This is a genomic window from Vogesella sp. AC12 (genome assembly GCF_024437575.1).
GTDB lineage: Bacteria > Pseudomonadota > Gammaproteobacteria > Burkholderiales > Chromobacteriaceae > Vogesella > Vogesella indigofera.
On the sequence record NZ_JANFNU010000004.1, the window covers coordinates 193,449 to 208,175 of the forward strand.

General features: G+C 64.5%; 16 protein-coding genes and 2 tRNA genes. 6 read left to right on the forward strand and 12 right to left on the reverse strand.

The genetic code is table 11. From position 1 onward, the window contains the following. Window positions 1–160: 160 nt before the first annotated feature. From NOM55_RS09045 to NOM55_RS09060, 4 genes are read right to left on the reverse strand one after another with little or no spacing between them, the layout of a single operon-like run. A complete protein-coding gene (locus NOM55_RS09045; RefSeq protein ID WP_255908318.1) occupies window positions 161–907 on the reverse strand; it encodes an ABC transporter ATP-binding protein in 747 nt (248 codons plus the stop codon). Continuing rightward, a complete protein-coding gene (locus tag NOM55_RS09050) occupies window positions 900–1,871 on the reverse strand; it encodes an iron ABC transporter permease (RefSeq protein WP_255908319.1) in 972 nt (323 codons plus the stop codon). The genes NOM55_RS09045 and NOM55_RS09050 overlap by 8 nt, the downstream gene beginning before the upstream one ends. 18 nt (window positions 1,872–1,889) lie before the next feature. Next, window positions 1,890–2,693, reverse strand: coding sequence for a 4-hydroxy-tetrahydrodipicolinate reductase (gene dapB, locus NOM55_RS09055; protein ID WP_047967166.1), 804 nt, complete (start codon window positions 2,691–2,693; stop codon window positions 1,890–1,892). Further along, window positions 2,693–3,004, reverse strand: coding sequence for an outer membrane protein assembly factor BamE (locus NOM55_RS09060; protein WP_255908320.1), 312 nt, complete (start codon window positions 3,002–3,004; stop codon window positions 2,693–2,695). The genes dapB and NOM55_RS09060 overlap by 1 nt, the downstream gene beginning before the upstream one ends. A 158-nt stretch (window positions 3,005–3,162) precedes the next feature. On the opposite strand from NOM55_RS09060, the gene fur reads away from it, so the two are divergent. From fur to NOM55_RS09075, 3 genes are read left to right on the forward strand one after another with little or no spacing between them, the layout of a single operon-like run. Beyond that, entirely contained in the window at window positions 3,163–3,600 is a 438-nt protein-coding gene (fur, locus tag NOM55_RS09065; protein WP_202902742.1) for a ferric iron uptake transcriptional regulator, read from the forward strand. A gap of 35 nt (window positions 3,601–3,635) precedes the next feature. Then, window positions 3,636–4,301, forward strand: a complete 666-nt coding sequence (gene aat / locus NOM55_RS09070; protein ID WP_255908321.1) for a leucyl/phenylalanyl-tRNA--protein transferase — start codon at window positions 3,636–3,638, stop codon at window positions 4,299–4,301. After that, a complete protein-coding gene (locus NOM55_RS09075) occupies window positions 4,285–5,010 on the forward strand; it encodes an arginyltransferase (RefSeq protein ID WP_255908322.1) in 726 nt (241 codons plus the stop codon). Before aat ends, NOM55_RS09075 begins: the two co-directional genes overlap by 17 nt. A 66-nt stretch (window positions 5,011–5,076) precedes the next feature. Here the strand turns inward: NOM55_RS09075 and NOM55_RS09080 are convergent, their stop codons facing one another. From NOM55_RS09080 to NOM55_RS09115, 8 genes are read right to left on the reverse strand one after another with little or no spacing between them, the layout of a single operon-like run. After that, the gene (locus NOM55_RS09080) at window positions 5,077–5,547 is read right to left on the reverse strand and encodes a glycine zipper 2TM domain-containing protein (protein WP_245961164.1); all 471 of its coding nucleotides are present in this window, start codon (window positions 5,545–5,547) and stop codon (window positions 5,077–5,079) included. A 25-nt stretch (window positions 5,548–5,572) separates the two neighbouring features. Next, the gene (locus NOM55_RS09085) at window positions 5,573–6,601 is read right to left on the reverse strand and encodes a quinone-dependent dihydroorotate dehydrogenase (protein WP_255908323.1); all 1,029 of its coding nucleotides are present in this window, start codon (window positions 6,599–6,601) and stop codon (window positions 5,573–5,575) included. A gap of 44 nt (window positions 6,602–6,645) precedes the next feature. Next, on the reverse strand, window positions 6,646–7,236 hold the full coding sequence (locus NOM55_RS09090) for a malonic semialdehyde reductase (RefSeq protein WP_047967161.1): 591 nt from the start codon (window positions 7,234–7,236) through the stop codon (window positions 6,646–6,648). 28 nt (window positions 7,237–7,264) lie between these two features. Next, window positions 7,265–8,077 carry a flagellar motor protein MotD gene (motD, locus tag NOM55_RS09095; protein WP_255908324.1) on the reverse strand — a complete coding sequence of 271 codons (813 nt, stop codon included), beginning with the start codon at window positions 8,075–8,077 and terminating at the stop codon, window positions 7,265–7,267. A gap of 19 nt (window positions 8,078–8,096) precedes the next feature. Continuing rightward, complete coding sequence (locus tag NOM55_RS09100; protein ID WP_255908325.1) at window positions 8,097–9,029, reverse strand: S49 family peptidase; 933 nt, start codon at window positions 9,027–9,029, stop codon at window positions 8,097–8,099. Between the two features lie 39 nt (window positions 9,030–9,068). Further along, the gene (locus NOM55_RS09105; protein ID WP_255908326.1) at window positions 9,069–9,431 is read right to left on the reverse strand and encodes a Rieske 2Fe-2S domain-containing protein; all 363 of its coding nucleotides are present in this window, start codon (window positions 9,429–9,431) and stop codon (window positions 9,069–9,071) included. After that, window positions 9,407–10,066 carry an HAD-IA family hydrolase gene (locus tag NOM55_RS09110; protein WP_255908327.1) on the reverse strand — a complete coding sequence of 220 codons (660 nt, stop codon included), beginning with the start codon at window positions 10,064–10,066 and terminating at the stop codon, window positions 9,407–9,409. The genes NOM55_RS09105 and NOM55_RS09110 overlap by 25 nt, the downstream gene beginning before the upstream one ends. Beyond that, complete coding sequence (locus NOM55_RS09115) at window positions 10,063–11,004, reverse strand: RluA family pseudouridine synthase (protein ID WP_255908329.1); 942 nt, start codon at window positions 11,002–11,004, stop codon at window positions 10,063–10,065. Before NOM55_RS09115 ends, NOM55_RS09110 begins: the two co-directional genes overlap by 4 nt. A 512-nt stretch (window positions 11,005–11,516) precedes the next feature. Between NOM55_RS09115 and NOM55_RS09120 the strand changes: the two genes are divergently transcribed. The 3 genes from NOM55_RS09120 (at window position 11,517) to NOM55_RS09130 (ending at window position 14,727) form a co-directional block, all read left to right on the forward strand. After that, entirely contained in the window at window positions 11,517–14,423 is a 2,907-nt protein-coding gene (locus tag NOM55_RS09120) for an Rne/Rng family ribonuclease (protein WP_255908330.1), read from the forward strand. Window positions 14,424–14,512: 89 nt separating this feature from the next. Then, window positions 14,513–14,588, forward strand: a tRNA-Asn gene (locus NOM55_RS09125). A 66-nt stretch (window positions 14,589–14,654) separates the two neighbouring features. Continuing rightward, window positions 14,655–14,727 (forward strand) — tRNA-Asn (locus tag NOM55_RS09130).

Genomic DNA, 14,727 nt, shown 5'->3' on the forward strand with positions numbered 1-14,727 from the left:
ATGTTGCCGGCAACGCTGGTGGTTGGCCGATTGTAGCCTGCGGCAACGGTGAGCTGGCAGCACTTTATGACATTTTTAGTGTGGTGCGCACAATGTCAGCGGGCTTCGATAGGCTTTTGTTGTGTAGCCGACGGCTTATCATCGGCCGCCGCTTGCCCGCTCAGCAGGCGATGAAGGCGCGCTGGCCGTGGCGGTCGCTCAGTTCGGCCAGCCGGGTGTCGTAGACCTGTTCCAGCCGGTTCTGCGTCATCACCTGTGCCGTGTCGCCGTGGGCGATTTGCATGCCGTCCTTGAGCAGCAGCACCTTGTCGGCATGGCGCAGTGCCAGGTTGACGTCGTGCAGCACCGCGACCATGCCCAGCTGCCAGCGCTGCGCCAGTTGCCGCAGGGTCGCCAGCTGCTGGTTGGCGGCGCCGATATCCAGTGCGGCGGTGGGCTCGTCCAGCAGCAGGTAGCGCTGAGCGGCCTTGCTGGCCAGCAGCTGGTGCAGCGCCCGCGCCAGGTGCACACGCTGCAGTTCGCCGCCGGACAGGCTGGCGCAGTCACGTACCAGTAGCGTCTGGCAGCCGCACAGGTCCAGCGCCTGCGCCAGCATCGCGTGATCCGCTTGCGCCACACCGATGTGCAGCAGATCGGCCACGCGCATGCCCGCCGGCCGTGCCGGATGCTGTTCGATCAGCGCGCGGCAGCTGGCGAGGCGGGCGGCGTCGATGCCGGCGAGGGGTTCGCCGGCGAGCAGGATTTCGCCCGCCGCTGCCGGGTAGTAGCCACCGATGGCGTGCAGCAGCGTGCTTTTGCCGGCACCGTTGGGGCCGAGGATGACCGTGACTTCGCCCGCGGCGCAGGCAAAGCTGATGTCGTGCAGCGGGGCGGGGTGGTGCAGCGACAGCCGGCGGATTTCAAGCATGGGTCGGCCGTTTGCGGGTCAGCAGGTACAGGAAGAACGGCGCGCCGGCAAGGCTGGTGATCACCCCCACCGGCAACTCGGCCGGGTACAGCAGCTCGCGCGCGGCCAGATCGGCCAGCAGCGTGAGCAGGGCGCCGGCCAGTGGCGCCAGTTTCAGCAGCGTCGGCAGGTGCAGCCCGGTCAGGCGGCGCAGGATGTGTGGCGCCATCAGCCCGACAAAGCCGACCATGCCGCATTGCGACACCACCACGCCGGCGGCCAGCGCCGCCAGCGCGATGGTGACGGCACCGTTGCGGCCAACGTTGAAGCCGCTGTAGAACGCGGCACGGTCGCCCAGTTGCAGCGCCTGCAGGAAGCGCCCCTGGTGCTGTAGCGCCACGGTGACGGCGACGGCCAGCAGCGTCAGCAGCCATGCCTGGCGGCCGTCACTGCCGGCAAAGCTGCCCATCAGCCAGAAGGTGACGCTGCGCAGCGCGCCATCGGGCAGGGTGCTGATCAGCAGCGTCAGCAGGCTGCCGCACAGCGCGTTGACGGCGACGCCGGCCAGGATCAGCGTGGCGGTGGCGCGGTCGCGGGCCAGATGGCTGACCAGCAGCAGAGCCGCCAGCGCCCCGCCAAAGGCGGCGATGGAGACCGCCAGCGTCGGCCAGCGGGCGGCCAGCGCCAGCGCGGCGGCCAATGCCGCGCCGCCGGAGATGCCGATCAGGCCGGGCTCTGCCAGGTCATTGTGAAAGCGGGCCTGGATGGCGAGGCCGGCGGTGGCCAGCAGCGCACCGGCGGCGGCGGCACTGATCACGCGCGGCAGGCGCAACGCCAACAGCAGCTCGCGTTCCAGCGCATCGTGGCCGGGCAGCGCGAACAGTGCGGCCAACCTGGCTGCGGCGTGTTCGCCGGCGAGCAGGGAAATAAAGAAGGCCAGCCCGGTGAGGCTGGCCAGCAGGATCAGCAGCGTGCGTGCCGACATCTCAGTGCGGAGCGGGCATCAATGCAGGCCCAGCACATCCTGCATGTCGAAGACGCCGTGCGGCTTGGCGGCCAGCCACTTGGCGGCGCGCACCGCGCCGTTGGCGAAGGTGGCGCGGCTGGAAGCCTTGTGGGTGATCTCCACGCGCTCGCCCAGCGCGGCGAACAGCACGGTATGGTCGCCGACCACGTCGCCGGCGCGCACGGTGGCAAAACCGATGGTGCCCGGATCTCGCTCGCCGGTGACGCCTTCGCGGCCGTAGACGGCGCACTGTTTCAGGTCGCGGCCGAGGGCTTCGGCCACCACTTCGCCCATACGCAGCGCGGTGCCGGACGGCGCATCCACCTTGAAACGGTGGTGCGCCTCGGTAATCTCGATATCGTAGCCTTCGTTCAGCACGCGGGCCGCCATGTCCAGCAGCTTGAAGGTAAGGTTCACCCCCACGCTGAAGTTGGCCGCAAACACGATGCCGATCTGCTCGCCGGCGGCGGCGATGGCGGCCTTGCCGGCGTCGTCAAAACCGGTGGTGCCGATGATCATCTGCACCTTTTTCTCGACGCAGGCGGCCAGATGCGCCAGCGTGCCTTCCGGGCGGGTGAAGTCGATCACCACGTGCGCGCCATCCAGCGCCGCGTTGAAGTCGGTGCTGATCTTGACACCGGTGTCGCGGCCCATGAACAGGCCGGCGTCCTGGCCGACAAACGGCGACCCTTCGCGTTCCAGCGCCGCGTGCAGGCGGGCTTCAGGGGTGTCGAGTACGGATTCGATCAGCGTGCGGCCCATGCGGCCAGCGGCGCCGACGATGACAATGTTCAGGCTCATCAATTCTGTCCGGCAGGTGGTGGGTTGTCGATAGCGGGGCGGGTCGCCGGGAAGGCGTTGCCTTCCACGCGGGTGACGGTGTCCTTGTCAAAGAACACGGTCAGGCGTTTTTCTTCTGCCGGCTGGCCCTGGCGCTCGATGCGGTAAGGGTAGTCCCAGCGGTCGGCATGGAAGAGGTCATTCAGCAGCGGGGTGCCCAGCAGGAAGCGCACTTGCGAGCGGGTCATGCCCGGCTTGACGCGGGCGACCGCGTCTTCTGTCACGTAATTGCCTTGCTGGATCACCATGCGGTGAGGCGAGAACCAGGTCATCGGGTTAACCGAGGAGCAGGCGGACAACAGCAGGCTGGTTATGAAAAGCGTAGAAATTGTCTTGAACATCGTGACCACACCACCGTACGGGTTGGGGAATCCTGGAAAAGGTTTTATCATACTGTAAGACCACTCACCAAAGATACCCACCCCCCATGATGAACAAAGCCAGCCATCTCAAAGACATCGGCCTGAAAGCAACCGGCCCGCGCCTGCGTATCATGGAGCTGTTCGAGAACAGCAAGGATCGCCATCTGTCGGCCGAGGACGTGTACAAGAAGCTGATCGCCGAAGATGCGGATATCGGTCTGGCCACCATCTATCGCGTGCTGACCCAGTTCGAACAGGCCGGTATCCTGATTCGTCATCACTTCGAATCCGGCAAGGCGGTCTACGAGCTGAACGAAGGCGGCCATCATGACCACATGGTGTGCTACCGCTGCGGCAAGGTGACCGAGTTCTTCGATCCGAAAATCGAGGAACTGCAGAACCAGATCGCCGCGCAGCACGGTTTCAGCATCCAGGACCACTCGCTCTATCTGTACGGTGAATGCGAAGACTGCAGCAAGAGCGAGCGCAAGCCTTTCCGTCGATGATTCCCTGGCTTGGGCGGAGTCTGGAATTCCCGCCCGTGTCGCTGGCAATGGCCGAGCCGGATGGCTTGCTGGCCGCCGGCGGCGACCTGTCCGTTGCCCGTCTGCTTGCCGGCTATTCTCACGGCATCTTTCCCTGGTTCTCTCCGGAAGACCCCATCCTGTGGTGGTCGCCATCGCAGCGCATGGTGGTGGAGCCGGGCGCGCTGAAAGTCTCGCGTTCGATGGCCAAGGTGCTGCGCAACCGCCATTACCGCGTGACCACCGACCGTGCCTTCGGTGCCGTGATGCAGGCTTGCGCCGTGCAGCGCGACGAGCAGGGCGGCACCTGGATCACCGCGGAGATGATCGCCGCCTATACTGAATTGCATCGGCAGGGTTATGCCCATTCCTTTGAAGTGTGGATGGATGACGAGCTGGCCGGGGGGCTGTACGGTGTCGCCATCGGCGGCATGTTCTACGGCGAGTCGATGTTCCACCGCCGCCGCGACGCCTCCAAGATCGCCTTCATCCACATGGCGCAGCATCTGTTTGCCCACGGTGTCGGGCTGATCGATTGCCAGATGCCGACCGCGCACCTCGCCAGCCTTGGTGCGCGCCTGATCGGGCGGGAGCTGTTTGTCGCCCGGGTGCAGCAGCTGCTGCGTTGTCCAATGCCGGATACAGTGTGGGACTACGTCTACGATCATGAGCCATCGCGATAACGACGCCATTGCCATCATCCATTTCTACGCCACGGCACCGTATGCCTGCAGCTATCTGGATGACCGCCAGGCCCGCTCCCAGGTTGCGGTGCCGGCGGAAGCGATCGACAGCACGGTCTACAGCCAGCTGGTCGGGCTGGGCTTCCGTCGCAGCGGCCACTTCACCTACCGGCCGTATTGCGATGCCTGCCGCGCCTGTGTACCGGTGCGCATTCCGGTGGCGCGCTTCGTGCCGGATCGCAGCCAGCGCCGCGCGCTGCGCCGCCATGGCGAGCTGAGTACGCACATCCTGCCGCTCGGCTTTGTCGACGAGCATTTCCAGCTGTACCGCCGCTACCAGCAGGCACGCCACGACGGTGGCGGCATGTCGGAGGACGACCCGGGGCAGTACGCGGAGTTCATCCTGAAAAGCCGGGTCGAGAGCTGGCTGGTGGAGTTTCGCGAGCAGGGCGTGCTGCGCATGGTCAGCCTGATCGACCGGCTGGATGACGGCCTGTCGGCGGTGTATACCTTTTTCGATCCGGACCAGCCGCGCACCGCCTACGGCGTCTACAACGTGCTGTGGCAGGTCGATCTCGCGCGCAGGCTGCAGCTGTCCTATCTGTATCTCGGCTACTGGATTGCCGAATCGCCGAAGATGGCCTACAAGACGCGCTACCGGCCGCTGGAGCGGCTGGATGATGGTCGCTGGCGCGCGTTCGAGCCCTGATTGCGGCCAACCTTGCCATGAAAACAGGCACCCGCGGGTGCCTGTTTTTTTGCGGGTGCGGCTCGCTTACAGCGGGCTGACGCGGGTGGTGCCGCCGCCGCTCAGGACCCGCACTCGCTGGCCCTGGCTGAACGGCACATCGGCTTCCTGCACGATGGACAGCATCTTGCCGCCGTTATCCAGCTTCACCGTGATCTCCAGTGCCGGCTTGGTGTTCAGCGTCTGTTGTGCCGATTGTGCCGCCAGTCCGCCGGCGATAGCGCCGACGATGGCTCCGGCGACGGCGCCGCTACCCTTGCCGATATTGCTGCCGGCCAGGCCGCCCAGCGCGGTGCCGCCCATGGTCAGCAATTCATTGCGGTTGCCTTCCATCAGCACGTTCTTGACGGCGATCACCTGGCCGAATTCGACCACGTGCGCCTGGCGCATCTGGTCCTTGCTGTAGACCTGGCCGGAGTCGGAGGTGTTGGCGCAGCCGGTGGCCAGACCGGCGGCCAGCAGGGCGATGCCGCCCAGTTGCAGTAGTCTGCGGTTCATGATGTCCCCTTTCGTGGGCAGGATGTCAGCCGTGACGCTGGCCGCGCAGCGCTTCGGCGCATTCGTTGATCAGGCCCGGGCCACGGTAGATCAGGCCGGAGTACAGCTGCACCAGTGTGGCGCCGGCGTCGATCTTCTCCTGGGCGTCGGCCCCGGACAGGATGCCGCCGACACCGATGATCGGCAGCGCGCCGTCCAGCGCCCGCGCCAGGTTGCGGATCAGCTGCGTCGAGCGCTCGCGCACCGGTGCGCCGGACAGGCCGCCGGCCTCGCCTTGCAGCGGATGGCCGGCGATCTCGCTGCGCGACAGCGTGGTGTTGGTGGCGATCACCGCGTCCAGCTGGTGCTCGGTCAGCAGGCGGGCGATCTCCTGTGTCTGTTCGGCATCCAGGTCCGGCGCGATCTTTACCGCCAGCGGCACATAGCGGCCATGCTGGTCGGCCAGTCGCGACTGGCGGTTCTTCAGCGCGGCGAGCAGCTCGCCCAGCTCATCGGACTGCTGCAGCTGGCGCAAGTTCTTGGTGTTGGGCGAGGAGATGTTGACGGTGACGTAGCTGGCGCACTCGTACACCTTGTCGAGGCAGGTTAGGTAGTCGTCCTTGGCATTCTCGATCGGGGTACTGGCGTTCTTGCCGATATTGATGCCGAGAATGCCCTGGAAGCGGCTGTTGCGCACGTTCTCCAGCAGCGCGTCGACGCCCTTGTTGTTGAAGCCCATGCGGTTGATGATGCCTTCATATTCCGGCACGCGGAACAGGCGCGGCTTGGGGTTGCCGTCCTGCGGGCGTGGCGTCACGGTGCCGATCTCGATGAAGCCGAAGCCGAGTGCGGCGAGGGCGTCGATGTGGTCGCCGTTCTTGTCCAGGCCGGCGGCGAGGCCGACCGGATTGGGGAAGGTCAGGCCCATGGCTTTTACCGGATTGCGGCCAACCTTGCGGCTAAGCAAGCCGGTCAATTGCAGGCGATACGCGGTATCCAGCAGCGACAGGGTGGTTTCGTGCGCGGATTCGGCATCGGTGCGGAACAGCAAGGGGCGTAACAGCGGGTAAAGCATGGCTTTCTCCGTAAGGCGCGAGCACGGCTCGCGCCACAACAGGGTTAAAGGATCTGGCAGGCGTCGTCAAAACCAAGGCGTGGTGCGCGCGGGAACAGCTTGCTGGCATCACCGTAGCCGAGATTGATCAGGAAGTTGCTCTTGATGTTGCCTTGCGGGAAGAAGGCGGCGTCCACGGCGGCGTTGTCGAAGCCGGACATCGGGCCGCAATCCAGCCCCAGCGCGCGGGCGGCCATGATCAGGTAGGCGCCCTGCAGCGAGCTGTTGCGCATGGCGGTGCTCTGGATCGCGGCGTCGTTGCCGGCGAACCAGCTGCGGGCATCGGTGTGCGGGAACAGGCGCGGCAGCTGCTCGTAGAAGTGCAGGTCCATGGCAACGATCACGGTGACAGGTGCCGCCATGGTCTTGTCCCGGTTGCCTTCCGACAGGCAGGGTTTGAGCCTGGCCTTGGCTTCCGGCGACTGCACGAACACCAGGCGTGCCGGCGAGCAGTTGGCGCTGGTCGGCGCCATTTTCATCAGCTCGAACAGCTGGTGCAGGGTTTCCTTGCTGACCGGACGGTCTTGCCAGCTGCTGTGCGTGCGGGCGTTGAGGAACAGTTGTTCCAGAGCGGCGTGGCTGACAGGTGTGCTCATGCGGATGGTCTCTCTACTTGGCGGTGGTTCAGGGGGCGGTGGCCGAGGTCGGCAGCAGGTTGCTCGCGGTCGCGGCGCTGATGTCCTCGCTCTTGCCGCTGGTCTTGGCAATGATGGTGATCGCCACGCGGCGGTTGCGGGCGCGGCCATCGGCGGAGGTGTTGTTGGCCACCGGCATGGTTTCGGCGCGGCCAACGGCCACCAGCCGTTCCGGCGCGATGCCGTTTTCCATGAACAGGCGCACGATGCTGCCGGCACGGGCGGCGGACAGTTCCCAATTGGACGGGAAGAAGGCGTTGCGGATCGGGATATTGTCGGTAAAACCTTCCACCCGCACCTCGTTCGGCACCTGCGCCAGCTGCTGTGCCACCGCCGACAGGATCTGCGGCGAGTTGCCGGACGGCAGCGCCTGACCGACCGGGAACAGCGCGGTGTCCTTGATCTCGATATGGATGCCTTCGTCGTCCTGGCGCATGCTGACCTGACCACCCTGCATCAGTGGTGCCAGGCTCTTGCCGATGTCGTCGGCCAGCTGTTTCAGGCGCGCGCGTTCCTGCAGCCGCTGCTGACCCTCGACCGCGGTGGCGATCGGCTTGGTGTTGGGGATCTCGATCATGGTGTTGGCGTTGCCGGACGGCGGCGTGGCCTGGATCGCCAGGTTGCCACTGCGGAAGGCGTCGATCATCGACGTCGACAGCACCCGGTACTTGCCTTCGTTGACCTGCGAAATGGCATACATCACGACGAAGAAGGCAAACAGCAGGGTGATGAAGTCGGCGTAGGAAACCAGCCAGCGTTCGTGGTTTTCGTGGACTTCTTCCTGTTTGCGGCGTCGTGCCATGAATGCTCCGTGTCAGAGGTCAGAAAAGACGGGTGTCGAACAGCGCGCGGATGCCGCCGGCAAAGCTGACGCCGATGCGCTTGGCAAAAAAGTCGCCGAGGCCGTCGCTGGGGGTGAAGTCGACCAGCTCTTCGGCCTTGATCTGCTCGCGCGCCACCGAGCTGACCGAGCCCAGGTCATCGGCCAGTCCCAGCGCGATGCTGCCGCTGCCCAGCCACACCCGGCCGCTGAAGACTTCGGCGTCGGCCTTCAGCCGGCTGCCGCGCCCCTGCTTCACCACCGCGATGAACTGCTGGTGGATTTCGTCGAGCAGCGACTGGTGGATGGCCTGCTGCTGCGGATCGCGCGGCGAGAACGGGTCGTTCATTGCCTTGTTGCTGCCGGCGGTGGTCAGTCGGCGCTCAATGCCGAGCTTCTCGATCGCCTTGTCGAAGCCGAAACCGTCCGACACCACGCCGATGGAGCCGATGATGCTGGCCTTGTCGACGTGTATCTTGTCGGCGGCGGCGGCGATGTAGTAGCAGCCTGAGGCGCACACTTCTTCCACCACCACGTGCAGCGGAATGGTTGGGTGCAGTTTTTTCAGGCGGCGGATTTCGTCATTGGCGATGCCGGACAGCACCGGGCTGCCGCCGGGGCTGTTGGCGCGGATGATGATGCCCTTGGTGTTGCGATCTTTGTAGGCGTGCTCCAGCCCTTCCAGCAGCCGGCCGCTGGCGTTGCTGTCGCTGTCGATGGCGCCGTCCAGCGAGATCACCGCGGTGTGCTTGCCGCCCAGCGTGCCGCTGTCCTGTTCGTCCTGCCAGAAAAACATCGCCAGCAGCGTGCCGATCAGCAATAGCCACGCCAGCCGGAAGAAGGTCTTCCACTGGCGGGTGCGTTTCTGTTCCAGCAGTGCCGCGCCAGCCAGCTTTTCAATCAGCTGGCGCTCCCATTTGGGTTCTTGCTCCATGCTTGCCTCAATCTTCCGCAACGTTGGCCGCAACACGCATCAGGCGCCGTCGGCTTGCGGCAAATAGTATATCCGACCCTCGCGCTCGGCGACCGCGAGCGACTGCAACGATAGTCCGCGGCAGGGGCCGGCAACGCAGTAGCCGTTGTCCGGCAGGTACAGTGCGCCGTGCATGCTGCAGATCAGGTAGTCGCCGTCGCCATCAAAGAAGCGACCTTCCTGCCAGTCCAGCTCCACCGGTACATGACGACAGCGGTTGAGGTAGCCGTATACCACGCCGCCATGACGAATGACAAATGCGGCCGCCGTCTCGCCGTGGTGTTGGATCTCGAAGCGCACGCCGTTGCCGCCATCCCGCAGGGCATCAGCATCGCAGATCAGCTGCGCTGCTGGATCAGCCACTGCTGCAGATCGTCAAAGACATCGAAAATCGCCAGCGGTTCGCAATCGAGCAGGTCTTCTACCGGATGCGCGCCGTAGCTGACGCCGACGCTGAGGGTGGCGGCGTTGAGCGCCATCTGCAGGTCGTGGGTGGTGTCGCCGACCATCAGCGTGCGCGCAGGCGCAACGCCCAGCTGGTCGGTGATGTCCAGCAGCATCTGCGGATGCGGCTTGGAGTGGCATTCATCGACGGTGCGGGTGGCGAGGAAGTGCGGCGTCAGGCCGGTGACGTTCAGTGCGCGGTCCAGGCCGACGCGGCTCTTGCCGGTGGCCACCGCCAGCAGGTAGCCGGCGGCTTCCAGTGCGGCCAACCCTTCGGCCACGCCGTCAAACAACTCGATGGTCTCGTCGCCGGCCAGATAGTGGTGGCGGTAGGCCTGCACCATGTCCTGGTAGCGCGCCTCCGGCAGGCCGGGACAGACCACGCGCATGGCGTCGACCAGGCCGAGGCCGATCACGTGGCTGGCGCGCTCGCGCGGCGGGATCGGTAGGCCGAGGTCCTGGCAGGCGGCCTGGATGGAGCGGGTGATGTGGGCGGTGGAATCCATCAGGGTTCCATCCCAGTCGAACACGATCAGATCGAAGCGGCTAGTCATGATAAGGGCAGGGTATCCAGAAAGCGGGTCAGTTCGGGCGGCAGCGGTGCCTGCAGTTGCAGCTCCTCGCCGGTGAGCGGGTGTGGCAACACCAGGTTGGCCGCATGCAGGAACATGCGCTTCAGGCCGTGGCGTTGCAACTCGCGGTTGGCACTGAAATCGCCGTATTTTTCGTCGCCGGCAATCGGGCAGCCGTTGGCCTGCATGTGTACGCGGATCTGGTGGGTGCGGCCGGTACGCAGCAGCGCCTCGAGCAGGGTGAAGTCGCGGTAGCGTTGCTGCACGGTGAAAATGGTATGTGCGTAGATGCCAAGTGATTCGTCGACGCGCACCATACGCTCGCCGCTCGGGGTGTGGAAGCGGTGCAGCGGCAGCTTCACGTGGCGGATCTTGTCCGGCCATTGACCCAGCGCCAGCGCGAAGTAGCGCTTTTGCGGCACGTCGTTGCGGATCATCTCGTGCAGCTTGACCAGCGCCGAGCGCTTCTTGGCGATCATCAGCAGGCCGGAGGTTTCGCGGTCGAGGCGGTGCACCAGCTCCAGGTAGCGCGCGTCCGGGCGCGCCTTGCGCAATTGTTCGATGACGCCGAACGACACGCCGCTGCCGCCGTGCACAGCGACGCCGGCCGGCTTGTTGATTACCAGCAGCGCCTCGTCCTCGTACACGATCGGGAAATTGGCGCCGGGCACCACCTGGCCGTCGGTCGCCTTGGCGGCGAGGCGGATCGGCGGAATGCGCAGTTCGTCGCCTTGCTGCAGGCGCTGCATCGCGTCGGCGCGGCCCTTGTTCACGCGGATCTCGCCGGAGCGGATGATGCGGTAAATATGGCTTTTCGGCACGCCCTTGAGCAGGCGCGTCAGGTAGTTGTCCAGGCGCTGATCGGCACCGTTTTCGTCGACGGTGATGAATGTAACGGAATCTTTGCGAATGTCAGTCATATTGCTTATACTCCGTTGGCTCCTTCGCCTGAAATAGTGCGATGTGTAGCACACCGGAAATGGGTCGCAGACAATACTGCCTGTGGCGCTGCTGCGCAACAAAAACCGGCCGGCAGGACATTGGTCCTGACCTGACGCCGGTTGTACCGGGCGCAGCCATGGTTATCTCGCTCACCCCGAAGTAGCGATGTTAATGCATTTAGATGCATGACGCACTCACGCCAGTTTCCCGTTTCGGGGCGATAAGGCCCGCTCCGAAGCTTTGCAGCAAAATTTGACCCGACGTGGCCACCCGATTTTGCCGATCCTGCCGCCAAGGCAGGGTGGGTTTGGTAAGCGCCGAAGCATGGTGCAGCAGGGGCCGCGTGTAGAACAAGAAGTTGGCTTAACCCGATCGCAGTTCAGTTGCTCTTTACTCCGACACTTCTTAACGGCATGCGCTCATTACACTCATTGAGCCGTCAAATACTTGCTGTACCCCTAGCGTGAGTGCACGCGTAGGGACATGATTAATGAAACGCATGCTTTTTAATGCGACACAGGCAGAAGAACTGCGTGTCGCCATCGTCGACGGGCAAAAGCTCATCGACCTCGATATCGAAACCGTCGGTAAAGAACAGCGCAAGGGCAACATCTACAAGGGCACCATCACCCGGATCGAGCCATCGCTGGAGGCGTGTTTTGTCGACTACGGCACCGACCGTCACGGTTTCCTGCCGTTCAAGGAAGTTTCCCGCAGCTATTTCCAGCAGCACGAAGGCGGCCGTCCGCGTATCCAGGACGTGCTGCGCGAAGGCATGCAGGTTGTCGTGCAAGTCGAAAAGGACGAGCGTGGCAACAAGGGCGCCGCGCTGACCACCTACGTCAGCCTGGCTGGCCGCTATGTGGTGCTGATGCCGAACAACCCGCGTGGTGGTGGCGTGTCGCGCCGCATCGAGGGTGAAGAGCGTCAGGAGCTGAAAGACCTGCTGTCGCAGCTGGAAGTGCCGGGTGGCATGAGTCTGATCGCGCGCACCGCCGGTATCGGCCGTTCGCTCGAAGAGCTGCAGTGGGACCTGAACTACCTGCTGCAACTGTGGCGTGCCGTTGACAGCGCCGCCGGTGCCCAGTCCGCGCCGTTCCTGATCCTGCAGGAAGGCAGCCTGGTGATTCGCGCCATCCGCGACTACTACCAGCCTGATATCGGCGAAATCCTGATCGACACCGAAGAAATCTACGAACAGGCGCGCCAGTTCATGAGCCACGTGATGCCCAACAACGTTGGCCGCGTGAAACTGTACAAGGACCCGGTGCCGCTGTTCTCGCGTTTCCAGATCGAACACCAGATCGAAACCGCGTTCTCGCGTGCCGTCACTCTGCCGTCCGGCGGTGCCATCGTCATCGATCACACCGAAGCGCTGGTGTCGGTCGACGTCAACTCGGCGCGTGCCACCAAGGGTTCCGACATCGAGGACACCGCGTTCCGTACCAACCTGGAAGCGGCGGAAGAAATCGCCCGCCAGCTGCGCCTGCGCGATCTGGGTGGCCTGATCGTGATCGATTTCATCGACATGGAAAGCCAGAAAAACCAGCGTGACGTGGAAAACCGTCTGCGCGACGTGCTGAAGCATGACCGCGCCCGCGTGCAGATGGGCAAGCTGTCGCGTTTCGGCCTGCTGGAACTGTCGCGCCAGCGCCTGCAGCCTAGCCTGGGTGAAACCAGTCACGAAGCCTGCCCGCGCTGCCACGGTATCGGCTTCATCCGCGGCATCGAATCTTCGGCTCTGCACATCCTGCGCATCATCCAGGAAGAAGCGATGAAGGAAAACACCGGCGCGGTACACGCGCAGGTGCCGGTCGATGTGGCCACTTTCCTGCTCAACGAGAAGCGTGCCGAGATCTACTCCATCGAAGCGCGTCTGGATGTGGCGGTGGTGCTGATTCCTAACCTGCACCTGGAAACCCCGCACTACAAGATCGTGCGCGTACGTCACGACGATCTGGCGGAAGTCGGCGATGCGCCGAGCTATCAGCGCGTCGAAATGCCGGAAGAAGACACCTCGCACCCGTTCGGCCAGGAAAAGCCGAAGCTAGAGCGCCAGGAAGCCGCGGTCAAGGGTGTAACCCCGGCCCAGCCGGCACCGCAGGCTGCCGAACCGGTTGCACCGGTCGCTGTCGCACCAGTGGTGGTTGCCGAGCCGGGTCTGCTGGCCCGTGTGGTTGGCTGGTTCAAGTCGGTGCTGTCGCCGGAACCACAGGTGAGCGAAACCAAGCCGGTGGTCGAAGAGAAGCGTCCGCAGCGTGAAGCGCGCAATCCGCGCCAGCGTAATGGTGAGCGCCGCAGCAACGGCCGCCGCGAGCGGGAAGAGCGCGCACCGGGCGAAGGCCGTGCCGAACGCCAGGAGCGCCAGCCACGCAACGACAATCGTCGCAATGAAGTGCGCGAAGAAGGTCAGGCGCCGGCCCGTGCCGAGCGTGCGCCACGCCGCGAACGCGAACCGCGTGAGCCACGCGATAACGCGAATGCAATGGTGGCGCGCAGCGATGCCGCGACTGATGGTGCCGTGAAAGAGCAGCGCGACAACCAGCGCAACGACCGTCGCCGTGAGCGCGAGCAGCAGCGTGTTGCCAAGGAACAGCCAGTGGTGCAGGCGCCGGAGCTGGAAGTCGAACAGCCAGCTGCGGATGCCGTGGTTGCGGATGCGGTGGTGACAGAGGCGGCAGTTGCGCCGGAGCAGGGTGAGCGCGAAGCGCGCGAGCCACGTGAACGCCGTCGTCGTCGCAGCCGTCGTGACCGTCGTGATGACACGGCCGTGGCCGGTGAAGCTGGTGCCGAAGTGACTGCCGAACAGCAGGCAACCGAGGTGGTGGCCGATGCCGCTGTGGTGGCCGAGGCGGCGCCAGTGGCTGCCGAGGAAGTGGCACAGCCGGTTGCTGCGGTTGAGGTGGTAGAAGCCGAAGTTGCCGAAGCCGTTGCAGTGGTAGCCGTCGAGCCGGCCGCGCCGGAACTGGTTACCGCCGAGGTGGTAGAGCCTGCGCTTGATGAGGCTGTGCTGGTGACGCCTGTAGTCGAAATCCAGTCAGAGCCTGTGGCCAACGTTGCGGCAGTGGTTGAGGTAGTGTCCGAGCCAGTGGCGGAAGTGCCTGCGGAGCTCGTTACCGAAGCCGTTTCCGAAGCCGCTGCGGTCGAGGAAGTGCTGGCGCCGGTGGCGGAAGTAGTGGTCGAGCCGGCACCAGTGGCGGTGCTTGATGCCGCGGCGACAGCCGGTCTGGTGATGGTGACCACGCGTGCTGCCAGCGAGCTGCCGGAAGTGGTGCAACCAGAGCCGGTGCTGAAGGGCAAGCGTCGTCGCGAAGTGGTGCGCCAGGCTGACGATGGCGGGGCGCCTGTCGAACTGGTACAGGTTCAAACTCAGGCCCCGGCTAGCCCGGACGCCTAAGTTGATGCAGACGTCAAGCTCGGAAAATTCATTTTTCGGGCTTGACGAATCGGCGATCGCTGTCTAAACTGCGCACCTCTTTAGGCAATTCCCTGATAGCTCAGTCGGTAGAGCGACGGACTGTTAATCCGCAGGTCCCTGGTTCGAGTCCAGGTCGGGGAGCCAAAATATCCAGTGCAGCAAGCCAGCGATGTGATGTTGGCTTGATGTCAGCAGTAACAAGTTTGATGTTCCCTGATAGCTCAGTCGGTAGAGCGACGGACTGTTAATCCGCAGGTCCCTGGTTCGAGTCCAGGTCGGGGAG